This window comes from Rhizobium sp. Root708, assembly GCF_001429725.1.
GTDB lineage: Bacteria > Pseudomonadota > Alphaproteobacteria > Rhizobiales > Rhizobiaceae > Rhizobium.
On the sequence record NZ_LMHV01000007.1, the window covers coordinates 133363 to 157011 of the forward strand.

Annotated in this window: 27 protein-coding genes; 16 read left to right on the forward strand and 11 right to left on the reverse strand. The window is 61.4% G+C overall.

Annotated elements, in window-relative coordinates; translation table 11 throughout:
* Positions 1 to 203 precede the first annotated feature (203 nt).
* Positions 204 to 1271, forward strand: coding sequence for a GGDEF domain-containing protein (locus ASE04_RS07510; protein WP_056814443.1), 1068 nt, complete (start codon positions 204 to 206; stop codon positions 1269 to 1271).
* A gap of 62 nt (positions 1272 to 1333) precedes the next feature.
* On the opposite strand, the gene ASE04_RS07515 is transcribed toward ASE04_RS07510, so the two are convergent.
* Both ASE04_RS07515 and ASE04_RS07520 read right to left on the reverse strand, forming a co-directional pair.
* A complete protein-coding gene (locus ASE04_RS07515) occupies positions 1334 to 1945 on the reverse strand; it encodes a pyridoxamine 5'-phosphate oxidase family protein (protein WP_056814446.1) in 612 nt (203 codons plus the stop codon).
* Between the two features lie 49 nt (positions 1946 to 1994).
* Positions 1995 to 2948: an alpha/beta hydrolase gene (locus ASE04_RS07520; protein ID WP_056814449.1), complete on the reverse strand. Its 954-nt coding sequence runs from the start codon at positions 2946 to 2948 to the stop codon at positions 1995 to 1997.
* Between the two features lie 45 nt (positions 2949 to 2993).
* Here ASE04_RS07520 and ASE04_RS07525 point away from each other — a divergent pair, with 45 nt between their 5' ends.
* Entirely contained in the window at positions 2994 to 3470 is a 477-nt protein-coding gene (locus ASE04_RS07525) for a MarR family winged helix-turn-helix transcriptional regulator (RefSeq protein WP_056814452.1), read from the forward strand.
* Here the strand turns inward: ASE04_RS07525 and ASE04_RS07530 are convergent.
* Positions 3467 to 4657, reverse strand: a complete 1191-nt coding sequence (locus tag ASE04_RS07530) for a low temperature requirement protein A (protein WP_056814455.1) — start codon at positions 4655 to 4657, stop codon at positions 3467 to 3469. The genes ASE04_RS07525 and ASE04_RS07530 overlap by 4 nt on opposite strands.
* Before the next feature lie 24 nt (positions 4658 to 4681).
* A complete protein-coding gene (locus ASE04_RS07535; RefSeq protein ID WP_056814458.1) occupies positions 4682 to 5056 on the reverse strand; it encodes a gamma-butyrobetaine hydroxylase-like domain-containing protein in 375 nt (124 codons plus the stop codon).
* 133 nt (positions 5057 to 5189) lie between these two features.
* On the opposite strand from ASE04_RS07535, the gene moaA reads away from it, so the two are divergent.
* Positions 5190 to 6236, forward strand: a complete 1047-nt coding sequence (gene moaA, locus ASE04_RS07540; RefSeq protein WP_056814768.1) for a GTP 3',8-cyclase MoaA — start codon at positions 5190 to 5192, stop codon at positions 6234 to 6236.
* A gap of 21 nt (positions 6237 to 6257) precedes the next feature.
* Here moaA and ASE04_RS07545 read toward each other — a convergent pair whose 3' ends face one another.
* Positions 6258 to 7028 (reverse strand): SDR family oxidoreductase, encoded by a 771-nt coding sequence (locus ASE04_RS07545; RefSeq protein WP_056814464.1) that lies wholly within the window; start codon positions 7026 to 7028, stop codon positions 6258 to 6260.
* A gap of 200 nt (positions 7029 to 7228) precedes the next feature.
* Between ASE04_RS07545 and ASE04_RS07550 the strand changes: the two genes are divergently transcribed.
* Genes ASE04_RS07550 through mobB form a run of 3 tightly spaced genes read left to right on the forward strand, consistent with a single transcriptional unit; the run spans position 7229 to position 9292 of the window.
* Positions 7229 to 8137 (forward strand): DMT family transporter, encoded by a 909-nt coding sequence (locus ASE04_RS07550; RefSeq protein ID WP_056814467.1) that lies wholly within the window; start codon positions 7229 to 7231, stop codon positions 8135 to 8137.
* A gap of 7 nt (positions 8138 to 8144) precedes the next feature.
* Positions 8145 to 8777, forward strand: coding sequence for a molybdenum cofactor guanylyltransferase MobA (mobA, locus tag ASE04_RS07555; RefSeq protein ID WP_056814470.1), 633 nt, complete (start codon positions 8145 to 8147; stop codon positions 8775 to 8777).
* Positions 8777 to 9292, forward strand: coding sequence for a molybdopterin-guanine dinucleotide biosynthesis protein B (gene mobB, locus ASE04_RS07560; RefSeq protein ID WP_056814771.1), 516 nt, complete (start codon positions 8777 to 8779; stop codon positions 9290 to 9292). Before mobA ends, mobB begins: the two co-directional genes overlap by 1 nt.
* Before the next feature lie 60 nt (positions 9293 to 9352).
* Here the strand turns inward: mobB and ASE04_RS07565 are convergent, their stop codons facing one another.
* Positions 9353 to 11590: an OmpA family protein gene (locus tag ASE04_RS07565; protein ID WP_056814473.1), complete on the reverse strand. Its 2238-nt coding sequence runs from the start codon at positions 11588 to 11590 to the stop codon at positions 9353 to 9355.
* A 318-nt stretch (positions 11591 to 11908) separates the two neighbouring features.
* On the opposite strand from ASE04_RS07565, the gene ASE04_RS07570 reads away from it, so the two are divergent.
* The 8 genes from ASE04_RS07570 to ASE04_RS07605 all read left to right on the forward strand — a co-directional run bounded on the left by ASE04_RS07570 (position 11909) and on the right by ASE04_RS07605 (position 17357).
* On the forward strand, positions 11909 to 12685 hold the full coding sequence (locus tag ASE04_RS07570; protein ID WP_056814477.1) for a transporter substrate-binding domain-containing protein: 777 nt from the start codon (positions 11909 to 11911) through the stop codon (positions 12683 to 12685).
* A 113-nt stretch (positions 12686 to 12798) separates the two neighbouring features.
* Positions 12799 to 13602 (forward strand): ABC transporter permease, encoded by an 804-nt coding sequence (locus ASE04_RS07575; RefSeq protein WP_056814480.1) that lies wholly within the window; start codon positions 12799 to 12801, stop codon positions 13600 to 13602.
* Positions 13599 to 14429: an ABC transporter permease gene (locus tag ASE04_RS07580; protein ID WP_056814482.1), complete on the forward strand. Its 831-nt coding sequence runs from the start codon at positions 13599 to 13601 to the stop codon at positions 14427 to 14429. The genes ASE04_RS07575 and ASE04_RS07580 overlap by 4 nt, the downstream gene beginning before the upstream one ends.
* A gap of 161 nt (positions 14430 to 14590) precedes the next feature.
* Positions 14591 to 14857, forward strand: a complete 267-nt coding sequence (locus ASE04_RS07585) for an usg protein (RefSeq protein WP_056814484.1) — start codon at positions 14591 to 14593, stop codon at positions 14855 to 14857.
* 87 nt (positions 14858 to 14944) lie between these two features.
* Complete coding sequence (locus ASE04_RS07590) at positions 14945 to 15763, forward strand: class I SAM-dependent DNA methyltransferase (RefSeq protein ID WP_056814775.1); 819 nt, start codon at positions 14945 to 14947, stop codon at positions 15761 to 15763.
* Positions 15764 to 15852: 89 nt separating this feature from the next.
* Positions 15853 to 16542 (forward strand): glutathione S-transferase family protein, encoded by a 690-nt coding sequence (locus ASE04_RS07595; protein ID WP_056814487.1) that lies wholly within the window; start codon positions 15853 to 15855, stop codon positions 16540 to 16542.
* Complete coding sequence (locus ASE04_RS07600; RefSeq protein WP_056814490.1) at positions 16542 to 16874, forward strand: ArsR/SmtB family transcription factor; 333 nt, start codon at positions 16542 to 16544, stop codon at positions 16872 to 16874. Before ASE04_RS07595 ends, ASE04_RS07600 begins: the two co-directional genes overlap by 1 nt.
* Positions 16875 to 16880: 6 nt before the next feature.
* Positions 16881 to 17357 (forward strand): SRPBCC family protein, encoded by a 477-nt coding sequence (locus tag ASE04_RS07605; protein ID WP_056814493.1) that lies wholly within the window; start codon positions 16881 to 16883, stop codon positions 17355 to 17357.
* A 19-nt stretch (positions 17358 to 17376) separates the two neighbouring features.
* On the opposite strand, the gene ASE04_RS07610 is transcribed toward ASE04_RS07605, so the two are convergent.
* The 4 genes from ASE04_RS07610 to ASE04_RS07625 all read right to left on the reverse strand — a co-directional run bounded on the left by ASE04_RS07610 (position 17377) and on the right by ASE04_RS07625 (position 21275).
* Positions 17377 to 18180, reverse strand: coding sequence for an ABC transporter ATP-binding protein (locus ASE04_RS07610; protein ID WP_056814495.1), 804 nt, complete (start codon positions 18178 to 18180; stop codon positions 17377 to 17379).
* A 12-nt stretch (positions 18181 to 18192) separates the two neighbouring features.
* Positions 18193 to 19029, reverse strand: coding sequence for an aliphatic sulfonate ABC transporter permease SsuC (ssuC, locus tag ASE04_RS07615; protein ID WP_056814498.1), 837 nt, complete (start codon positions 19027 to 19029; stop codon positions 18193 to 18195).
* A 77-nt stretch (positions 19030 to 19106) separates the two neighbouring features.
* The gene (gene ssuD, locus ASE04_RS07620; RefSeq protein WP_056814500.1) at positions 19107 to 20282 is read right to left on the reverse strand and encodes an FMNH2-dependent alkanesulfonate monooxygenase; all 1176 of its coding nucleotides are present in this window, start codon (positions 20280 to 20282) and stop codon (positions 19107 to 19109) included.
* Positions 20283 to 20309: 27 nt separating this feature from the next.
* A complete protein-coding gene (locus ASE04_RS07625) occupies positions 20310 to 21275 on the reverse strand; it encodes an aliphatic sulfonate ABC transporter substrate-binding protein (protein ID WP_056814778.1) in 966 nt (321 codons plus the stop codon).
* A 254-nt stretch (positions 21276 to 21529) separates the two neighbouring features.
* Between ASE04_RS07625 and ASE04_RS07635 the strand changes: the two genes are divergently transcribed.
* Positions 21530 to 22399, forward strand: a complete 870-nt coding sequence (locus ASE04_RS07635; protein WP_056814505.1) for an NAD(P)-dependent oxidoreductase — start codon at positions 21530 to 21532, stop codon at positions 22397 to 22399.
* Positions 22396 to 23082 (forward strand): DNA alkylation repair protein, encoded by a 687-nt coding sequence (locus ASE04_RS07640; RefSeq protein WP_056814508.1) that lies wholly within the window; start codon positions 22396 to 22398, stop codon positions 23080 to 23082. The genes ASE04_RS07635 and ASE04_RS07640 overlap by 4 nt, the downstream gene beginning before the upstream one ends.
* Positions 23083 to 23097: 15 nt before the next feature.
* Here the strand turns inward: ASE04_RS07640 and ASE04_RS07645 are convergent, their stop codons facing one another.
* On the reverse strand, positions 23098 to 23586 hold the full coding sequence (locus ASE04_RS07645) for an Lrp/AsnC family transcriptional regulator (protein ID WP_056814509.1): 489 nt from the start codon (positions 23584 to 23586) through the stop codon (positions 23098 to 23100).
* Positions 23587 to 23649 lie beyond the last annotated feature (63 nt).

Consider the following 23649-nt stretch of genomic DNA (forward strand, 5'->3'; position numbering starts at 1 on the left):
TTCTTCCTATACTCGCCTAAGGCGCGATCCGATTTTCGCGATCTCGAAATTCCAAGATAAAAATCAGTGAGATAAGAAGACGTCATCGTTTCATGAAAAAACTTACATGTAATCTCTGGTATATCCTCCCTTAATCATTTCCCAACAAATGAAGAGTAAGAAATTAAAGACTGCTTTTAAGAGTTTCCAAGAGGAGTAGCCGGATGACGACGGCTGTGGCGCCAAAGACCCAGGTTCCCGACGTGGCGAGCCAAATTACCTTTGCCATGCGCTCCATGGGCGTCGCGCCTATTCCGCGGAACTACGAGCTCTTTTACGAAGCCTATATCGGGTCCAACCCGGCACTGACGCGCGATCTTGCTGCCCTCGGAAACCATGCCACGCAGGAAGAACTCGACGAACTCGGTGCGCAGTATTTCACGCACAGCCCGGCCCGCGTCTTCGACGACGCACACACCCGCATCGTCGCCGAACTGGAGACTCTGTTGAAGGTCCTCCGACAGGAGCAGACGTCGCTCGAAAGCTACAACAAGCTGCTCGGCGAGACCTACAACCGCATCAACTCGAAGAACACGACAAGCGCCGAAATCATTCAGAATGCGCTGACGCTTCTGACCGAAGCCACGGGCGATACGATGGCGCACGGCGAGAAGACCGTCGAGAACGTCGTTCAGCGCTCGCAGGAAATGGATCAGGTCCGCAAGGAGCTCGACGAATACAAGCGTATCGCCAATACGGACTCGCTGACACGTCTCGCAAATCGCCGCGCCTTCGACGACCGCCTTGCAGCCGTCTTCAACAATCCGATGATGCGCCCGGTAAGCGCTCTCGTTCTTGCTGACATCGACAACTTCAAGAAGATCAACGACACCTACGGCCACCCGGTCGGTGACAAGATCCTTGCGACGGTCGCCTCCGTCATTCGCGCCAACGTCCGCCGGGACATCTTCGTCGCCCGCACCGGCGGCGAGGAATTTGCTCTCATCATCGAAGGCAACACGGCCGAGGAAGTGATGGGTATGGCGGAACGGATTCGCCGGACGCTGGAAACGACACCCTTCACCAATTCCCGCACCAGGATCAATTACGGTCCGGTCACCGTATCCGTTGGCGTCTGCATGGCATCCAATGCGGCCGATGCCGGAGAGCTTTATCACAAGACCGACGTCGCCCTTTACGGCGCAAAGAACTCCGGCCGCAACTGCAGCGTCCTCTTCGAAGACGGCATGCAGAAAGACTTCACGAAGAGTTGGCTGATCTACAAGGGCTGATAGCCCGACATTTCAGCGGTTTGTCGCACCTGCAGGCTCTCCGGCAGGTTCAGCTGTTGTGGCTACCACATCGTCTTGGCCGCGCGCTCCGGCCACTCGCGATCATAGGTCTGATAGTCAAAATCGCCCGTCGCCGCCTTCAGCATCAAGCCGGGGGTCGGCAGGCTTTTCGGATCGATGAAGGTTTCGGGATTCCAAAGCTCCGAGCGGATCAGCGCCCGCGCGCACTGGAAGTAGACCTCGTCGATCGCGATGACGATCACCGTGCGCGGCTGTTTGCCGTCCATCTCGAAGCTGGAAAGGACCGCCTCGTCGTTCGTCACGACGCCGCGCCCGTTGATGCGCATCGTCGTGTTCGAGCCGGGAATGAGGAACATCAGCGCTAGGCGCGGGTCTCGCACGATATTGGAGAGCGAGTCGACACGGTTGTTGCCACGCCAATCAGGCATGTGCAGCGTTCGCTCATCGACAATGCGCACCACGCCGCCGATATCGCCGCGCGGCGAACAGTCGAGCCCCTCGGGACCAACCGTTGCCAGTGCCACAAAGGGCGAAGCCTCGATCATCTCGCGATAGAGGGGCGTGAGATAGTCCGTCACCTTGGCCACCGATGCCTGCGAGAGCCCGCCCGCATAGATCGCCGCAAGTTCTTCCACCGTCTCAATGATTTTCATGATCGTCCCGCCGCGTTGTTCAGGTGGCCCTTAGCCGCCTAAGGTGACGCTACAATGACATGCGCCGCGCGGAAAGATCGAATAGCGGCACGATCTCGGCCTCGCGGACGGAATCGTCACCGGTCAGAAACTCGGTGATCGTCTCGAGAACAGGCAGCGCCGCGACGATGCGGCGATGGCCGAAGCCGTTCGCCCAATGAAGCCTGACGGCATCGCCGGCCGCCGCGTAACGCCGGGCGTGATCGGCGCTGACCTCCTTGTCGTCTTCCGCATGCACGATCATGACCGGTCGCCCGATGATGCCAGCCACCGCGCTCGCATCGAACTCCTCAAGTCTCCGGCCGGTGATGCGATGGACCTCGCTCTCCAGCGCCTGCTGCGCCGGTCGCCGAAGCCCGATCATCTTGCCGAAATCCTTGAACAGCCAGTGCATTTCGCTGGGAGAGCCTATCAACACGAGCTTCTCCGGCAGGACGGCCGGCACCGCCGGCAACATACCTGAAGCGGCTACCATCAAGGCGGCGCCGCCGAAGGAATGGCCGATGGCGGCGTCGAATGCGCCGAACCGACGTTCGGCTGCGGCGATCGCCTTCACGGCCATACCCATATGAAGCGCTCGCCCTTTGGCGCCTCCGTGCCCGGGGAAGTCCACGGCAATCACCTCCGCGCCGGTTGCCGCCAGCGTTTCGATGATGTCAGCCATGTAGACGCTGCTCGATCCCCACCCATGCGTCACGAGATAGCGCGCTCGTCGCCCGATGGCGCCACCGTTCATCCGGTAGGCATGCGCCTGCCCGCCGCCTTGAAGCGCCAGGGTGAAGCGCTCGGCGCCCGCAAGCTTCGCGGTGCCCGCGGCATGTGCCGCTTTTGCCTTCTCTCCCTTCGGCGCCGAGGACGGCGTCATGCAGAACAGACGGAAGGCCGCTTTTCCTGCCATGCGCGGCGAAACCGACTGCAACAGCGAAAATCCGAGGCGGGTGACCTTCAGCGTAAAGTTTGCCATAGTGGGAATCCAATAATGTTCAACACTGAACAATAAAGTACAACGATGAACAAAAATCAATCCCTACCCTGGGATCATCCACGTTTTCGCAGCTGGATCGCCGTCGCCCGCGCCTGCCAGCTCATGCAGCAATCGCTCGGTCGCTCGCTCGCCGAACTCGATATCAAGACCCCGCACCTCGATATCATGATCAACCTCTACCGGTTCGAGGGCATTTCCCAGCAGGAGCTTGCCCGCAAGCTCCTGGTCGGGCGCTCGAACATGAGCATGCTGCTGCCGCAGATGGAGAAACGCGGGCTGATCGAGCGACGTGGCGATGAAAAAGACAAGCGCGTGCTGCGCCTCTTCCTGACCACTGAAGGCCGGGAAATCACCGAAAAGGCCATGGTCATGCAGACAGACCTGATCGAGCGCGTATTGTCGCCGGAACCGATCGAACAATGCATGGCAATGGCGGATTCCATGGAACGGATTATCCGCGTGCTGCAAAAAGATCTAGTCGACGACGAAGACGCGTCCTAGTGAACCGTGTGAGCGGTGGTCTGTCCAGCGAGAGATTTGTACTCCCACGCGGCCACGATGATCAGCACGGCCGTCGCCAGCATTCCCGCAAGATAAAGCTCGATGAACGGCGCGACAAAGGCGAGCAGGATCAGCAGCACGAGGCCACCGAGATGCGAGAGCGGCAGGCGTCCGCTCGTGGCACCCTTGAACCACAGGTTGCCGGCAAGGAAGAGCCCGGATCCGCCGAAGACCGAGGCCATCACGCCGATATTGCCGGTCTCATGCGGGTGGGAAAACATGAACTCGACCGCGACGGCATGGACGATGATGCCCGCCAGGATCGGAATATGCGCATAGGTGAAGGCCTGGCGCGCAAGGCTCCCCGGTGCCTCGTCATGCTCGATGCGATGTGCCGCCCGTTCGTGTCCGAAACGGAAATAGAGCCACCACATGGTAACAGTCGCGACGAAGCCGGTGGCGAAGACCACCGCCGTCAGCCCCGAAAACGGCAGTTCCGAGAAGGTGCGACCCGAAACAAGGATCGCTTCGCCGAGGCAGATGATGACGAACAGCGCGCAGCGCTCCGCCATATGCGCGCCCGACACATCCCAATCCGACGCGCTGGACTTGCCGAGCCCCGGCACGAAAAAGCCGCTTGCCGGCCCGGCATATTCGATCGCCAACGCGATCAGCCAGGCAGTCAGCCGCGCCTCATGCTCAAGCAGACCGCCAGCAATCCAGAAGACGGCGGAAACGATCAGCCACGTACTGATGCGCAGGAAATTGCGGTAGTTGGAAGGACTGGCTTCCTTGACGGCATAGACCGTGAAAAGCGACCGGCCGACCTGCATCAGTACGTAGGCGCCCGCGAAAAGCAGCCCCTTCTCACCGAAGGCTTCCGGAATGGATGCGGAGAGAACGAGGCCAAGCAGCATCAGCACCACGAGCATGCCGCGAACAGCCGTCTTTTCCGGATCGAGCCAGTTGGTGACCCAGGCCGTGAAGATCCACACCCACCAGACCGCAAAGGTCATCAGCCCCGCTTCAAGCGCGCCGAGTGGCGTGTAGTGAGCAGCGAGCGCATGCGACAGCTGGGAAATCGAGAAAACGAAGACGAGGTCGAAAAACAACTCGAGGAAAGTGACTCTGCTGCCTCCCGGGCTGCCCTTGCTGCGCAGCCAGTTCCGTTTTCCCGTTCCTGCCATGATGTCCCCTTGAGCAGTTGATATTCAGCGCGGCTTTTCCGAGGTGTCGCGGCTCATGCCCTTTTCGCGCAGCTCCGCTTCGTAGGTGGCAAACAGCTCTTCGCCACGCTCGCCGAGTTCGCGCAGATAGGTCCAGGTAAAGATCCCGGTATCGTGCATGTCGTCGAAGCCGATCCGGACGGCGTAGTTGCCGGTCGGCGTGAGCGAGATGATCGCGACATTGCGCTTTCCCGGCACCGTCACTTTCTGCCCCGGCCCGTGCCCCTGCACTTCCGCCGAAGGAGAAAGTACGCGCAGCATCTCCGCCGGAAGATCGAAACGCGTCTCGTCGTTGAATGTCACGACCAGATGCTGCCGGTCTTTCGAAACTCTGAGTTCGGTTGGCCAGATATCGCTCATGATCCCATTCCCCTTCAAAATCACGAGTAGGCAATGACGCAGAGTGAGGCAAGCGCAATTTGCCGCTTGCGAAGGCGTTTCCCTTGACGCCGCAATGACCTATACGCACATTAGTAGCATTGCGGAGGCATTCGTGAACAGCAACGTCGGAACGACAGGCAACGCATCGCCGCTGGTTGCAGAGGCGAAACCGATGATCGACCCGTTCAAGCGGGCCGTAACCTATCTGCGCGTCTCCGTCACCGACCGCTGCGACTTCCGCTGCACCTACTGCATGGCCGAGCACATGACCTTCCTGCCGAAGCAGGAGCTGCTGACGCTCGAGGAATTGCACCGGCTCTGTTCCGCCTTCATCGCCAAGGGCGTCCGCAAGCTGCGGCTGACCGGCGGCGAGCCGCTGGTGCGCAAGAACATCATGTATCTGGTGCGCGAACTCGGCAAGCAGATCGGCTCCGGCCTCGACGAGCTGACGCTGACCACCAACGGCTCGCAGCTTTCCCGCTTCGCCGACGAGCTCTACGCCGCAGGTGTCCGCCGCATCAACGTCTCGCTGGATACGCTCGATCCCGACAAGTTTCGCCAGATCACCCGCTGGGGCGACTTCAACAAAGTGATGGAAGGGATCGACGCCGCCCAGAAGGCAGGCCTGAAGATCAAGCTGAATGCGGTGGCGCTGAAGGATTTCAACGATAGCGAGATGCCGGAAATGATCCGCTTCGCGCATGGCCGCGGCATGGACCTGACGGTCATCGAAACGATGCCGATGGGCGAGATCGAGGAAGACCGGACCGACCGATACCTGCCGCTGTCGAAGCTGAGGGCCGATCTCGAACAGCAGTTCACCTTCTCCGATATCGGCTACCGCACCGGTGGTCCGGCCCGCTATGTCGAGGTCAAGGAGACAGGCGGACGGCTCGGTTTCATCACGCCGATGACCCATAATTTCTGCGAGAGCTGCAACCGCGTGCGGCTGACCTGCACCGGTACGCTCTACATGTGTCTTGGCCAGAACGATGCAGCCGATCTTCGCGCTGCCGTCCGCGCTACCCCTGATGATGGGCTGCTCTATGCGGCGATCGACGAGGCGATCTCGCGCAAGCCGAAGGGCCACGACTTCATCATCGACCGCACCCATAACCGCCCGGCGGTCGCCCGCCATATGAGCGTCACCGGCGGGTGACGCCCACTGGAGTCAAGCGGATCAGGTCCGGTTGATCGAGACCCCACCGTCCGCCAGCATCGACGTGCCGGTCACGAAGCTCGCCATATCCGATCCCAGGAAGAGTGCTGCCTTGGCGATTTCCTCCGGCTGCGCCAGGCGCTTCAGCGCGTGCAGGCCATGGATGAAGGCGACCAGCTGCATGTCCGGGTTTTCGAAATTCGCCGGGTTCAGCGCGGTATCCGTACCGCCAGGCAGCAGCGCGTTGACGCGGATGTTCTTCGGCCCGAGTTCGGCGGCAAGGACCTGCACCAGGCCGGTCAGGCCAGCCTTGCTCGCGGCATAGGCGCCCATACCCGGCATTCCCGCCGTGTGGCCGACGAAGGTCGAGGTGAAGACGATCGATCCGCCGCCGCGGGCAATCATCGCCGGCACCTGATATTTCGCCGCCAGAAATGCGCTGGTCAGGTTGACCGCCAGCATCTCGTTCCAGCCTTCGAGGGAAAGATCGGCGACCGGCGCAGACTCGCCCGTCCCCCCGGCATTGTTGAACGCGACGTCGAGGCCGCCGAAGCGCTCGACAGCCACCTCGACCAGCCGCCTGTTCAACGCCTCGTCGCGCACGTCGCCGGCAACGGCCACCGCCTCGCCGCCGGCATCGGCGATCTCCTCGACCAGCATGCCGAGTTCCGCTTCGCGTCGCGCCGCGACCACCAGCCGTGCGCCCTCCGCTGCAAAGAGTTTGGCCGCCGCCCGGCCAATGCCGGAGCTCGCTCCCGTTATGATCGCAACCTTGCCATCCAGATATTTCATGTCGGAACCTCCACTTGTTGTTGGCGGTCCTCCAAATCTCAGACATCCGCCGCCGCAGCCACCCGTTTCCTGTCGTCGGCGCACGAACACCGGCATCATTGTGCACTGCGCAATCGAATTATGGCGATTGTGGCTTTCGATCGATTCCCATCGCAACCGCCAGCTTCTAAAAGGAGTTGTACGAGAATCGGAATATCGACATGCCGCGGTCCCGCAATACCCAGGGCGCCATCTACATGAGTTCGGCCATGGCCGGATTTTCCTGCAGCGACGCACTCTCCAAATCAGTCATCGTCTATATGAACGCCGGCCAGATCATGTGCCTGCGTGGCCTCTTCACCAGCGTGCTCGTCTATGCGATCGCCCGCTACATGGGTGCGCTGCGCTCATGGCGCGTCATGCTGAAGCCCATGGTCCTGGTCCGTGTCGTCTGCGAGGTTCTGGCCGCCGTGACTTACATTACGGCGCTTGGAATGATGCCGATCGCCAATGCCTCCGCCATCCTTCAGTCGCTGCCGCTCGTCGTCACCTTCGGTGCCGCGCTGTTCTTTTCCGAGCCGGTCGGCTGGCGCCGCTGGCTGGCGATTGTCGGCGGATTGGTCGGCGTGCTGATCATCATCCGCCCCGGCGCGGAGGGCTTCACGACGGCGGCCCTGCTCTGCGTCGCGAGCGTGCTCGTGACCGCAGGCCGCGACCTCGCCACCCGCGGCATCGGCCCGGAAATTCCCTCGCTGATGATCACCGTCGTGACGGCGCTCTCGGTCACGATCATCGGCGCCTTGCTGACACCTGTTCTCGGCGGATGGCAGCCGGTCAGCGCCACGGCGCTGTCTCACCTGCTGCTCGCCGCCGTTCTCGTCCTCGTCGGCTATCAATCCGTCATCATGGCAATGCGGACGGGGGAGATTTCCTTCGTTGCCCCTCTGCGTTACACCAGCCTGATCTTCTCGGCCCTGCTGGGCTTCATCTTCTTTGCGGAGGTTCCCGACCTCTGGACCCTGATCGGTGCCGCTGTCGTCATAGCGTCCGGCCTCTACACGTTCTATCGTGAGGCAAAACGTCATGTGCAGCCGGTCGCCCAGGAGTCCGAACCGAGAACACCCGTCTGAGGCAAACATGAACGATTTTACATTGGACAGATCCAACATTCCGGGTGTCGTACTGGCAGGTGGGCGCTCGTCCCGCATGGGGCGCGACAAGGCCTCGGTGACGCTTGGCGGGCATTCGTTGCTGAGCCGCGTGCTCGATCAGCTGACGCCGCAGGTCTCCTCGATCGCGGTGAACGCCGACGCGATACCGGAAAATTGCAGCCAGCGGTTCATTCCCGATATAATCCCCGGCAAGGCTGGACCGATGGCCGGCATTCATGCGGCGATGGCCTACGGCGCGACCCTTGGGGACGCCACGCACGTGATCACGGTTTCCGTCGACAGTCCGTTCTTTCCACACGACCTCGTCGACTGGCTCGCCGCCGCAATCGATACGCCGGAAAAGATCGCCATTGCCACCTCCGAGGGCCGCAGCCATCCGGTGTTCGGACTTTGGCCCGTGGTGCTGGCTGATGATCTCAGATCCTGGATCGCCACCGACGAAAAGCGGCGCGTGCGGGACTTCCTCCTGCGTCATGACGTTACGGAAGTTGCCTTCCCGCTACGCCCGACCCGCGCCAGCCTTCTCGATCCGTTTTTCAACGTCAACACGCCAGACGATCTCGCCGAGGCGGAACGCTGGCTGAAGGTACTCGTATGATGAACAAGCCGAAGGTCTTTGGCATCGCCGGCTGGAAAAACTCGGGCAAGACCGGCCTCGCCGTTCGTCTCGTCGAGGAGTTTACCCGCCGCGGCTACAGCATCTCGACGATCAAGCATGCCCACCACGACTTCGACATCGACAAGGTCGGCGCCGACAGCTACCGGCATCGTCAGGCCGGCGCGCATGAGGTCACCATCGTTTCCGGCACGCGCTACGCCATCATGCATGAACTGCGCGGCGCACCGGAGCCGACCTTCGAGGAAATCCTCTCCCGTCTGGCGCCCTGCGACCTTGTCCTGATCGAAGGCTACAAGCGCGAGCAGATCCCGAAGATCGAGGCCCGGCGCCTGGAGGCGGCAAACCGCGAGCCGCTGGCGCCGACCGATCCGTTCATCTCCGCAATCGCCGCGGACCACCCCGTCGCCGAAGCCTTCCTTCCGGTCTTCGATATCAACGACACATCGGCGATCGCCGATTTCATTGCCGCGATCGTGGAATTGGCCGCCAAGTAGCAGCCGGAACGAAAAAAGCCGCCGGTCTCCCGGCGGCTTTTGATGCGTGCTTGCAATAACTCAGTTGCGCGAAGCGACCGGACGGACCAGCGCCGTGACGCGGCGGATGGTGACGCGGCGGTTCTCCTGGTTCGGCCCCTGCGTGTTGACCTTCAGATAGCGCTCGCCATAGCCCTGCGTCGCAAGGTTTTCAGGCGGGATGCCGTAAACGTCGGTCATGACGTTGGCGACCGATTCCGCGCGCTGGTCCGACAGAACGAGATTGCTCTGGTCGGAGCCAACCGCATCCGTATGACCTTCGATCAGGAAGGTTTCCGACGGATCCTTGCGCAGCACCTCGTTGATGGCGTCTGCCACCTTGCGCAGGCTGCGCGCCTGGCTCATCGGGATCTCCGAACTACCCGTTGCAAAGGTGATCGTATCGAGGTCGATACGGCGCACCTTGTCGCGGATACGGGCCGAATACTTCACCTCGTCGAGCGAATAGACGCGTTCGACAGGCTCGACCGGCGGCTCGCGCAGGAAGTCGTAGTAGTCGCGATCGTCGTCACTGCTCGTGTCCATGATGTAGTCGCGCAGCGGAATGCGCAGGCGCATCGGCGGCAGGTCCGCACCCGGATCTTCGAAGTAGCTGCGATCCGGATCGTCATAAAGTCCCGGCGAGTAGTAGAGCACCGACTCCCTGCCCCGGTTGTCGACACGCGAGCGCTGGATGATGTCGCCGTAGCGGTTACGAACCGTCACGATCTGGTAGCCGTCGCGGTCGATCGTCTCGCGATAACGGTCACGCGGCAGCTGCTCGTAGATCGGCCGTTCGCCATCCCTGAGGAAGCGGCGGTCGTCGTCGCCGCGCACATAGGTCTGGTTGTTGAACTGGATGATCACACGATTGTCGTTGCCGCGCTGGCCGAACTGAGCACCGTCGGGCCGCTCGAACTGCGGGCGACGATCAAGGCGCTCGCCCTGTTCGCTGGTAACTGCCTCGATCTTGATCGGCGGACGTCTTTCGCCGCCCGGAGCAACCTGTGCGTCGGCATCGGACTTCGGAACGCGAAAGTTCTGTTCCTGCCCGCGCTGCCTGTCGCGGTCGCGGCGCGACTGCACGCCACCGGAACGATCCGCGTCCTTGTCGCTGTCGAGAACGGCGGCACCGTTTTCAACAGGTAGAACGACCGTTTCCGTGCTCTTGCTCGGATCGGCGGCGATCTCCTTGCGACGCTCGAGTTCCTTCGGCGTTATCTTTTCAGGAGCCGGGATTGCCTGCTCGGTCTGGCCGGCTACCGCCGGTGGCTGTGCGGTGGCATCGCCATTCGGCTGTGCTGCCGGCACCTGCTGTCCCTGCTGCATGTTGCCAGCGGGCTGTTCGGGATTGGCCGGAGCCTGCTCGGCAGCGGGCTTTTCTTCAGGCAGCGGCGGCTTCTCGCCGCCAGGCGCAGCCTGTTCGGCCGGCTTCTCGCCTTCGGGCTGAGCCTGCGGTGCCTCGGCGGCAGTCGGCTTCTTGCGCGGCTTTACCGGCTGCTCGCCCTCAGCGGCGACGGGCGCCTTGGCTCCAGGCTGGGCTTCGCCCTGCGGCTCCGCTGCCTGCGGAGCCGGCTGCTCGGCCTGCGGCTTGGCTTCCTGCTGCTGTTGCTTGTCACGCTTGTTTCCACGCGGCTTCTGCTGCGGCTCGGCGGGCTGCTCCTGCGGGGCTGCCTGCTCCTGCTGCGGAGCGGCTGGTTCCGCCTGAGGCGCTGCCTCTTCGGCGGGCTGGCGCTTCTTGCGCGGCTTTTCGGCCGGGGCTTCCTGCTGCGGGGCGGCCTGCTCGGCCTGCGGCGCGGCTTCCTCTACCTGCTGACGCTTCTTGCGCGGCTTCTCGGCTGGGGCCTCTTGCTGCGGAGCAGCCTCCTCGGCGGGCTGCTGGCGCTGACGGCGCGGCTTTTCTGCCGGAGCTTCCTGTTGCTGCTGCGGAGCGGCTTCCTCGGCTGCCGGCTCGCGCTGGCGGCGCGGCTTCTCGGCAGGCGCTTCCTGCTGGGCCGGCTGCTCTGCGGCGGGCGCCTGCGGAGCCTGGGGCTGTTCGGCCGGAGCCTGCTGTTGTTCGCCGCCTTCTTGCTGCTGCTTGTGACGCTTCTTCAGCAGTTCCTCTTCCGACTCTCCGCCGGGGGCTGCCTCTTGCGCCACTTCGATCCCGGCTGCAGCCGGCGCCGTGCGCACCTGTTCGACCGATGAAGCTGCAGCCATGGCATGTATGGGCTGCAAGGCCATGGACAGCGACAGAAGCGGAAAGGCGGCACTGGCAAACAATCTGGATTTCATTCCCATAGGGGCTCCTCGTACGTTCTTCTTATTTCAGCACAGTCGTATTGCGAGCACACAACAACGTGACGGTCGCAACTGAAGTGCGTCCGGTTTTGTTCCATGCATTCTTAGGAACTGCCCCATTAACCCGTTATGAATAAGGCAGACTGCAATTGTTCATGTTTGTCACCGTTTAGCGCGCTCAAAGCGCTTCGATTCCAGTTGCAATTTTAGAGAAAAAAGATTGAGTATCGCGCCAAGGCGCTGCACCGCGGCGCCGCATACTGGCCGCCGACGCAAAACCAAAAACACGGCTGGCGGCCACCAACAGAGAGGACTCTTATGCGTATCTCCACCCGTATTCTCGCCGCCGCCTCCGTTGCCGCGATGTCTCTTTTCGCCGGCTCCGCAATGGCTGATGGCGAGAAGTATGTTATCGGCACCGACTCGACATATCCCCCCTTCGAATATGTCGACGCCAGCGGCCAGTTCCTCGGATTCGACATGGACATCGCCCGCGCGCTCTGCACGCAGATGAAAGCCGAATGCACGATCGTCAGCAGCGATTGGGATGGCATCATTCCCGCCCTGCAGGCAAAGAAGTTCGACATGATCATTTCGTCCATGTCGATCACGCCGGAGCGTTCGAAGCTCGTCGACTTCACCAACAAGTACTACAACACCCCACCGGCGATCGCCGTCCCCAAGGACTCGACGGTCACCGACGTTGCAGGCCTGAAGGGCAAGACGATCGGCGCCCAGACGTCCACGACGCACGCGAACTATGCCGAAAAGCACCTGTCGGACACCGAACTTAAGCTCTATCCGACCGCGGACGAGTACAAGCTCGACATCTCCAACGGTCGCGTCGACGCCGTCATCGACGACGTTGTCGTTCTCTCGCAGTGGGTCAAGTCCGACGCCGGCGCATGCTGCAAGATCCTGACGACGCTGCCTGTCGACAAGGAAATCAACGGCGTAGGCGCAGGCATCGCCGTCCGCCAGGGCGACAACGAGCTTCGCGAAAAGCTCAACAAGGCAATCGTCGCGATCCGCGAAAGCGGCGAGTACAAGAAGATCCAGGACAAGTACTTCGACTTCAACGTTTACGGCGACTGATAATTTCTGTAGGCCGCTAATAAAGGTGATGGCGGAAGGCTTGCCCTTCCGCCATTTTTGTTTGACATAGACGGAAAGAGCAAAGCGGCAAAAGCCGCGAGGGGAAAATTGGTATGGGCGGATTATTTTCCGCGCTGGGCTCGTTGTGGGCCTGGATAGGATATATTTTCGATCCGCTGTGCGGACCGGCAGGGCTTTTCACTTGGTTCGGTTCTTCCACGATTTTGGCCTGCGGTGATACCGGCTGGGGCGATGAAATCGCGGCAGGCCTGAAGGTCACCGTGGCGGTCGCCATCGTCACCTTGCCGATCGGCCTCGTCATCGGCTTTCTGGTGGCGCTCGGCCAGCAGTCGGAAGAAAAGTCCGTTCGTCTCGCCGCCGGCATCTACACCACGATTTTTCGCGGCCTGCCTGAGCTCCTGACGCTCTTCATCATCTACTACGGCATGCAGATCCTCATTCAGTCGGTCCTGTCGTCGCTCGGATATGACGGACGAATCGAGATCAATGCATTCCTGGCCGGCGTTATCGCGCTCTCCGTCGTCTTCTCGTCTTACTGTTCCGAGGTTCTGCTGTCGGCGTTCCGCGCGGTGCCGAAGGGGCAATACGAAGCCGGCGATGCGCTTGGTTTCCATCGCGGCCGCACGATGATGCTGATCATCCTGCCGCAACTGGTCCGGATCGCCCTACCCGGCCTCGTCAATCTCTGGATGATCCTGCTCAAGGACACGTCCTACGTCTCGATCATCGGCCTCGCCGATGTCCTGCGCCAGACCGGCGTCGCGGTGAAGGTCACCAAGCAGGCCTTCCTGTTCTACTTCGTTGCCTGCTGCATCTACCTCGGCCTCGCCATCATCTCGTCCTACGGCCTGAGCTACATCGAACGCTGGGCGAAGCGCTCGGAGGTCCGTCGATGAGCTACGCGGAAGCCCTGATTCCACCGCAGCCGGCGCCAAAGGCGGCGCGAAAGCCTATTACGCTCGCCCGCGTCACCGGCTATGCGGTCGTGGCCCTTTGGATTCTTCTTGCAATCGTCCTGATCACCACCGTCATCGGCGGCTGGGACCCGGAGAAGTTCACGCGCTACGGACCACGCTACCTTCACGGCCTCGTCACGACGATCGAGTTGGTCGCGATCTCGGTTTTCTTCGGCGCCATCCTGTCGTTGCCGCTGGCCTTCGCGCGGATGTCGCCCAACCGCTACATCAACGGCATCGCCTACGCCTATGTCTACGTGTTCCGCGGCACGCCGCTGCTCGCCCAGCTCTTCCTGATCTACTACGGTCTTGGCGGCTTTCGCAAAGAGCTCGAAGCCGTCGGGCTCTGGTGGTTCTTCCGCGACGCCTGGTTCTGCGGCCTCTTTTCCATGACGATCAACACCGCTGCCTATCAGGCCGAGATTCTTCGCGGCGCGATCGAAAGTGTGCCACGCGGCCAGCACGAAGCAGCCGCATCGCTCGGCATTCACAAGATCGTCGCTTTTCGCAAGGTCGTGCTGCCGCAGGCGCTGATCGTGGCGCTGCGTCCTTACGGCAACGAGATCATCCTGCTGATCAAGGGTTCCGCCGTCGTCGCCATCATCACCGTTCTCGATCTGATGGGCGAGACGCGTTACGCCTTCTCGCGCACCTTCGATTATCAGACCTACCTCTGGGCAGCGATTTTCTATCTCACCATGGTGGAAGCGCTGCGCCATCTCTGGGGCTGGATCGAACGCCGGCTGACGCGCCATCTCAAGCGCTGACAATGCTTGGCAGCAGTCCGTTCGTGCGGCTGCCAAGCACCTGAAATAAAAGAACAATCATCGATTCTTCTAGCATTCCCGCAAGCTTCGGTTAACCATCACATGGTTCCATTTCACATGGTGCTAATAAGCGCCGTGTGGGAACAGAAGCGAGGCAGGCAATGCATAAGGACATGGAAAAGCAGCTGCAGGGCTACGGCTTGACGACCGCGCAGATCATCTACCGCATGCCGGATCACCGCGCGATCCTGCAGACCTATATCTGGCAGGACTACGACCTGGCGCCGGACTTCCCGGAAATGCGCGGCTTCCTGAAATTCTGGCAGGAGAAGCTGGACGGGCCTCTTCATTCGGTCCGTTATATCCATCGCAAGCTGATATCGGCCACGGAATGGCGCGCTCTGCGCGGCGAGTTCATTCTGAACTGACGTCCGGGTCGGCCGCAGGCGCACCATTGCAAAAACGGCGCGGGGGCCGTACAGCCACCGCAACGGATGATGGAAGGTGTGAACGCCATGGCAAACAAGATCGACGAAGACGTGCTGGCGGAAGCCTACAACCGGGCGCTGACGCTGGAAAAGGCCGGTGACGTGGACGCCGCCGTAAAAGCCTATGAAGAGGTGCTTGTCATCGATCCTGAGGATCACGGCGGCGCCGCAGTTAGAATTGCGGCGCTTGGGCGCGGCGAGACCCCGGCCAAGGCGCCGGATGCCTACGTCGAGACGCTTTTCGATCAGCATGCGGAAGTCTTCGAGGACGTGCTTGTCGAGCAGTTGGGCTACCATGTGCCGATGATGGTCCGGCAGCGTTTGCAGACGCTTGGGCTCGGGCCGTTCCAGCGCTTGCTCGATCTCGGATGCGGAACCGGCCTGACCGGCAGCGCGCTTCGCGACATGTGCGCCGACATGACCGGCATCGATCTCTCCGAGAACATGGTCGAGATTGCCCACGAGAAGGACCTTTACGAGACCTTGTTCGTGGCCGAGGTGGAAGACTTCCTCGATGATAACGACGAGGATCCCTTCGACATCATCACCGCGACCGACGTTCTGCCCTACCTCGGCGCGCTGGAGCCGTTGTTCTTCGGCGCGGCCGAAAACCTGACACCAGGTGGCCTTTTCGTATTTTCGTCCGAAACCCTGCCCGAGGCGGTTCTGAACGGCCGAGCCTATATCGTCGGCCCGCACCAGCGTTTTGCGCACGCGGAAGCCTATGTACGCGAACGACTGACCGCGACCGGCTTCGAGCTCGTCGAGATCACCGACATCAACGTGCGCATGGAAGAGGGGCAGCCGACTCCCGGCCATCTCGTCGTCGCACGGCTCGCCCAATAGTTTTCCATTTGGAGAACTATTTGTTGCAGAGTGCCTTTGGGTTTGATAGTTTCCTATTTGGATAAGTATCAAAGCAAAGGCTTCTGCACATGCCTCTCGTTCTGTACGGCCACCCCCTCGCCTCCTTCTGCCACAAGGTGCTGATTGCGCTTTACGAAAGCGGCACCGCCTTCGAAGACCGGCTCGTCGATCTCGCCAACGAGGATTCGCGCGCCGATTTTCTCTCGCTCTGGCCGGTCGGCAAGATGCCGATGCTGCGCGACGAGGCCCGCAACCGCACGGTTCCGGAAACGACGATCATTATCGAATACCTCGAGCTGCATTATCCGGGCGCACAGCGGCTTCTGCCGCTGGAGGACGGTGATGCCCTGCAGGTCAGGCTTTGGGATCGCTTCTTCGATCTTTACGTGCAGACGCCGATGCAGAAGATCGTCGGTGACACGTTGCGCCCCGATGGGGCGAAGGACCCGCATGGCGTTGCTGAGGCACGCACGACGCTGGAGACGGCTTACGACATGATCGAAGCCCAGCTCGGCGCCCAGGCCTGGGTCTGCGGCGACAACTTCACCATGGCCGATTGCGCCGCCGCTCCGGCCCTATTCTACGCGGAGACGCTGGTGCCGTTTGGCGAAGCCCGTCCGCTACTGAAGGCCTACTACGAACGCCTGCTCGCGCGGCCGTCCTTTGCGCGGGTTTTGGAAGAGGCAATGCCCTACTTCCGCTTCTATCCCCACCGCGACAACCTGCCCCTTCGGTTCCGGCCGGATGGCGCAGCCTGATGACGGCGGGCGACACCGGCCTGGATCGCCTCTTTCATGCCTTGTCCGATCGCAGCCGGCGCGGCATGGTCGACCGACTGGGACGAGGGCCGGCATCCGTATCGGAGCTCGCCGCCCCGCAAGCCATGGCGCTTCCGGCGGCGATGAAGCATCTGTCTGTGCTGGAAGAAAGCGGGCTGGTCGCCTCGCGCAAGGTGGGGCGTATCAGGACCTATCACCTGCGCAAGGAAGCACTCGGGAATCTCGAACACTGGCTTAGCGCCCACAAGGAAGGATGGAACCGAACCTTCGACAGGCTGGAAGAGTTCCTTTCCCGAGATGAAACGGAGTGATCTGGAATGAAGACGAATTCTGCCGACCATGCGACCTTCGTGATCGAACGCGACCTGCGCGCACCCGTCGGACGAGCCTTTGCTGCCTGGGCCGACCCACGGGCCAAGCAACAGTGGTTTGCCTGCCACGACAATTGGGTCTCTCTCGAATACGGCCTGGATTTTCGAGTTGGCGGCGCTGAGGTCAACCGCGTCGCGGATGCGGAGGGGATCGTCCATGCCTACGACGCGCGATATCTCGACATCGTCCCCGACGCGCGCATCATCTACGCCTACGACATGAAGCTCGGCGATAACAGGATCTCCGCGTCGCTGACGACAGTCACCTTCCGGCCAACGCCACAGGGAACGACAATGACGTTCACCGAGCAGGTCGTCTTTCTCGACGGTTACACCGACGACGGATCGCGTCGTCAGGGGACCGAGATCCTGATCGACAACGTTCAGGCGTTCATCGAACGCGAAAGCGAGATGGTGCACTAGTCCTATTCGCCGGCAGCTCTCAGGTTCCGAGAAGTGCGTGCAGAAGCCGTCCTTCCAGCTCGGCCAGTTCAGGACTTCCGTGATGGCGCGGATGCGCTTGCGGAATGGCAAGGTCGAGCGCAACACGCCCTTCGTCCAGCACGATGACCCGATCGGCGAGATGCACGGCCTCGCTGACGTCGTGCGTGACGAGTACGGCGGTAAACCCAAGCTCCCGCCAGACGCGGCTCAACAGCTGCTGCATGCTGATACGCGTCAACGCATCAAGCGATCCGAGCGGTTCGTCGAGCGCGAGAACGCCCGGCTTGCTGACCAGCGCGCGCGCCAGGGCAACGCGCTGCCGCTGCCCGCCCGAAAGCCGCGCCGGCCATTCATCTGCCTTCTCCGCAAGCTGAACCTCTTGGAGGGCAGCAAGCGCTCTGGAGCGACCCTCCCGCTTATCCACGCCCACGCCCAAGCCGACGGCCACATTGTCCGCGACGGTGAGCCACGGAAGCAATCTCGGCTCCTGGAAGACGATACGGGCGCTCTCACGCGAACCACTTGCCTGGTTGTCGAAGACAAGCTCGCCCGCGGTCGGTCTGTCGAGGCCCATCAGGATCCGCAGCAACGTGCTCTTGCCGCAACCGCTCTTGCCGATCACAGCGACGAACTGGCCGGCCGGTATATGCAGGCTGATGCCGCGAAGGACGCGATTGCCGCCGAAGCTCTTTTCCAATCCCTTGAGCGTGATCGACGCGGCACCGGTCTGGGGAGCGGCCGTCGGCTGGGTACCGTACTCGTCCGCCGTTTCCTGAAAACGTTCCTGCATGACGAAAGCCATCGGAGTTCTCCCTTATTGAGCGTAGACCGGGTTCCATTTCAGCGCACGGCGTTCCAGCCAGCGCGCGATCACATCGGCAAGCTTGCCGAGCATTGCGTAGATCACCAGCGCCAGCACAACGACGTCGGTCATCATGAACTCGCGGGCGTTGTTGGCCATATGGCCGATACCTGACGATGCGGCGATCGATTCCGATACGATCAGTGTCAGCCACATGATGCCAAGCGCATAGCGCAGGCCGACGAAGATCGATGGCAGAGCGCCTGGGAAGATCACTTTCCGAAACAGCGTCCATCCACTCATCCCGTAGACGCGCGCCATCTCGATCAGATCCCGATCGACGCTGCGCACGCCGTGATAGGTGTTGAGATAGACGGGAAAGAGCACACCGAGGGACGTCAGGAACAGCTTCGATTCTTCACCGATCCCGAACCACAGAATGACGAGCGGGATCATTGCCAGATGCGGAATTGTCCGCAGCATTTGCAACGTCGTGTCGGTCAGTTGCTCCGACAGCCGCGAAACGCCGTTGATGACCCCGAACAGGAACCCGATCGAACCGCCGACAAGCAACCCCGCGAAGGCACGCGCGGCGCTGACGAGGATATCGTGCGGAAGCTGGCCACTCGACGTCGTCGACCAGAAGGCAACGGCAACATCGGCGGGCGACGGCATGATCCGGGAAGAAATCCATCCTGCCGAGGAAGCGATCTGCCAGATGGCGATAATCGCGACCGGCACGGCATAGGGCAACAGCTTTTCCCTGCAGGGAAACGAGATGCGCAATGGCGCCCTCCCCGCGCTGCCTTTCGCCAGGCTCCGGTCGATCGACGTATCGAATGCGGACATCAAGTCTCTCCTCGCTTATTGCGATGGCATCTTCAAACAGCGAACGCCGCCCTGAGCGAGCGGCGTCCAGCGGTGTCTCAGGAGCCGGAAACGACCTTCAGGTTTCCGCCGTGGCTGCCGCCGCCGAAGACTTGCTTCTTTCCGAAATCGCTCTGGAAGCCATGACGCTGTTCCTCGCGAACGAGGCCGAGCTCCGGGAAGAGCAACTCTGCCACGCGGTAAGCCTCTTCGAGATGCGGGTAGCCGGAGCCGATGACCGTATCGACGCCGATGTCCTGATATTCGCGCAATCTGGCGGCGACGGTCTTCGGCGAACCGACAAGCGCGGTGCCCGCACCGGCGCGCACCAGGCCGACACCAGCCCAGAGGTTTGGCGAAACCTCGAGATTGTCACGGCGACCGCCATGCAGCGCCGCCATTCTCTTCTGGCCAACGGAATCAGACTCCTGGACGAAGCGCTCCTGCGCCTCGCGAATCGTGTCGTCGTCGAGCTTGGAGATCAGCTTGTCCGCGGCTGCCCAGGCTTCCTCGTCCGTCTCGCGGACGATGAAATGCAGTCGGATCCCGAAGCTGACCTCGCGGCCCTTCTGCGCCGCCGCTGCACGCACCTTCTCGACCTTCTCGGCAACCTGTGCCGGCGGCTCGCCCCAGGTCAGGTACTTGTCGACGCGGCCAACGGAGAAGTCGATACCGGCATCCGATGATCCGCCGAAATAAAGTGGCGGGCGCGGGTTCTGCACCGACGGGAAGCCGAGCCGCGCATTGGTCGCCTTGATGTATTTGCCGTCGTAGCTCGCAATGCCCTTCTCCAGCAGCTCCTCGAAGACCGTGAAGAATTCGTCGGCATGCGCATAGCGCTCGTCGTGAGCGAGATGGATGCCATCACCGGCAAGCTCCGCCGGGCTTCCGCCGACGACGATGTTGAGCAGCAACCGGCCATTGGAGATGCGATCAAGCGTGGTCGTCAGGCGGGCGTAATACGCCGGCGACGCTGTTCCCGGCCTGATGGCGACGAGGAACTGCAGCTTCTCGGTCTTGGCGGCAAGGGCTGCCGCGGTCACGAAGGACTCCTCGCAGGCAACACCGGTCGGCAGAAGCACGCCGGAATAGCCGAGGCGGTCGACCGCCTGCGCGATCTGCGTGAGATAGCCGATCTCCGGCGCGCGGTTGAGTTCGTTGGAGCCGAGATAGGCGCCATCGCCGGAAGTCGGGATGAACCAGAGAAAATTGATCGGGTCGTGTTTGGCAGTCATGGGAGGGGTCCTTTTCGAAAATCGCAATCAGCTGGCCTTCGGCCGCCAGACGATGTCGCCAGTCTTCAACTGCCTGGGCACGATACCGAGGCTGAAGAATTCGTCCGCGAGAGCCTGCTGATAGGCCGCAGCATCGTCGGTGATGGTGGAAACGCTCCCGAGGTCAGCACCCGGCCGGGAGAGCGTCGTACGGGTCACCTCTGGAGGTACGCCGGTGATCTCGGAAAGGGCTGCGACGGTCTCGTCGAGCTTTCCCTGTGCCGATTTGCCGACCTTTGCCAGTTCATCGATAACATCCACGATGACCTGACCGTTGGCGTCGGTGAACTCCGCGTTGGCGAGGAAGTAGCTATAGGAATCGACGATGCCTTCGGCGGTGGAGAGCACACGCGTCTGCGGATCGGCCTCGACGATCGCCAGATACGGATCCCAGATCGACCAGGCATCGATGCTGCCGTTCTTGAACGCCGCCGCCGCATCAGGCGGTGACAGGTCAATCGCCTCGACATCATCGATCTTGAGGCCCGACTTGCGCAGGATTTTTACCGTGACGTTGTGCGCGCTCGATCCGCGCTTGAAGGCGACCTTCTTGCCCTTGAGATCTTCCACCTTCTCGATGCCGGAATCCTTGCGCACGACGATGGCCGAGCCGGCCGGGCTGCCGCGATAGGTACCGACATAATAGAGGTGGCCGCCGGCGGCCTGGGCAAAGAGCGGCGGAACGTCGCCGGTGGCGCCAAAATCGAGCGCACCGGCGCCGAGCGCCTCGAGCAACGGCGGGCCGGAGGTGAACTCGGACCAGCTGACGGCAATGCCCTTGGCTAACAGCCGCTCTTCCAAGGCACCCCGACGCTTTGCGAGAGCGAGAACACCGTTCTTCTGCCAGCCGATACGGAATTCCGTCGCGGCAGCGCGCGCCTGTCTGGTCGCGGGCAGAAGTGCGGTTGCGGCAGCCGCACCGAAAAGCCCGAGAGTCTGTCGACGAGAGATCATCTGATTCCCCTTTTCTTGGCCGCTCGGCCTCATCGGCAGACGGCAATTATCTTGATGATCTGATCCTGCTTAAATCTACTAACTCTATCGACAATTGGAATTACAATCTTGAGGCCCGTTTCAATTTTCCTGACCTTCGCTTGGCGGGTTTTCGGAAATAATATTCCAAGCAGCGGCGGCGCGCGGCTGGACGGCTTTTCGACCGTCATGCTTTCGGCTACTTCTCGTTCCGATGTTTTTGAAGGGATGAGTACATGTCAAAAGTCGCGTTCATCGGTCTCGGTGTCATGGGTTTTCCCATGGCGGGTCATCTCAAGACCAAGGGCGGCCACGACGTCACGGTGTATAACCGCACGGCAGCCAAGGCGGCATCCTGGGTGGAGAAGTTCGGCGGCAGCAGTGCCCCTACCCCCGCGCAGGCAGCCGAGAATGCTGACTTCGTCTTCACCTGTGTCGGCAATGACGATGATCTCCGCGCGGTGACAACCGGGCCGGATGGCGTGTTCCAGTCGATGAAACCGGGTGCGATCCTCATCGACAATACGACGGCCAGCGCCGAGGTTGCCCGCGAACTCGATGCGGCGGCAAAAGCAAAAGGCTGCTCCTTCATCGACGCTCCCGTATCCGGCGGCCAGGCCGGCGCCGAAAACGGCGTGCTGACAGTGATGTGCGGCGGCGACGAGGCGACCTTTTCCACGGCTAAGCCTGTTATCGACGGCTACGCCCGCATGGTCGGCCTGATGGGTCCCGCCGGCGCCGGGCAGCTGACCAAGATGATCAACCAGATCTGCATCGCCGGTGTCGTTCAGGGTCTCGCCGAGGGCATCCACTTCGGCAAGCGTGCCGGGCTCGACATCGAGAAGGTTGTCGAGGTGATCTCCAAGGGCGCTGCCGGTTCCTGGCAGATGGAAAACCGCCACAAGACGATGAACGAGGGCAAGTACGATTTCGGCTTCGCCATCGACTGGATGCGCAAGGATCTTGGGATCGTCCTCACCGAAGCAAGGCAGAACGGCGCCAAGCTGCCGCTGACAGCACTTGTCGATCAGTTCTATGGCGACGTTCAGGCGATGGGCGGCAACAGGTGGGATACATCTTCGCTGCTGGCACGTCTCGAAAAATGATCGATCCGTCTTCGAGCGCGGCGGATCTCGTCGCCCACCTGAGATCGCTGCGCTCCGAGACAAACATCGCCGGCATGAAACGGTTCGGAATCGAGACCGAAACGGCGCTCGGCATATCGAATCCCGACTTGCAGGCAATCGCGCGTCGCGTGAAGAAAGACCACCGGCGGGCGCTGACGCTTTGGCAAAGCCAGGTGCGCGAAGCTCGCCTCCTCGCCGTCTACACGGCCGATCCGAAACAGCTCTCGCTCGATGAAGCGCGCCTCTGGTGCGCCGATTTCAATTCGTGGGAGATCGTCGACAGCGCCGCCGATCTCTTCGTCGAGGCCCGTCTTCTGCCACTCATCCGGGAATTCGCATCCGACGAGCGTGAGTCTATTCGTCGCACCGCCTTCGCGATGATCGCATCCGCCGCCGTACATATGAAGAAAGAGCCGGATGCAACGATATTGGCCTATCTGCCGCTGATCGAGTCCCATGCGACCGATCCACGAAATTTCGTGAAGAAAGGGGTGAATTGGGCGCTTCGCAATATCGGCAAGCGAAACCGCTCCTGCCATGCGCAGGCGCTTGTGCTTGCGGAAACGCTTTGCGAGAGCGCTGACCGGACGGCACGCTGGATCGGAAAGGATGCGGTGCGGGAACTGACGAGCGAAAAGATCATCGCTCGTCTGAAAGGTTGAGTGCCGCGACCCCGCTCAATCCTCGTTGGATTTGGCGTTGTCGAGAAGCATGTAGTCGAGCGGCAGCTGCGTCGAATACTTGATCTGCTCCATGGCAAATGCCGAGGAAACATCCCGGATTTCGATCTTTGCGATCATCCGCTTGTAGAACGCATCATAGGCCGCGATGTCAGGAACGACCACGCGCAGCAGATAGTCGACATCACCGCTCATGCGATAGAACTCGACGACCTCGGGAAATTCCGCAACAACCTCGGAAAAGCGGCGCAGCCATTCGATCGAATGGGTGGCCGTCCGGATGGACACGAAAACCGTAACCTTGGTGTTGACCTTCTCCGGGTCGAGGATGGCGACGCGGCGCTTGATAACGCAGTCTTCTTCCATCTTCTGGATACGGCGCCAGCAAGGCGTCGTGGAAAGCCCGACCTTCTTGGCGAGGTCGGCCACGGCCAACGTCGAGTCTTCCTGCAGAAGACGCAGAATTTTGCGGTCAAGACGATCCATAAATCAAACCCCCGTCGAATTATTTTCTCTGTATAGCGCGATTCCGAAAGGATAAAAGAAATT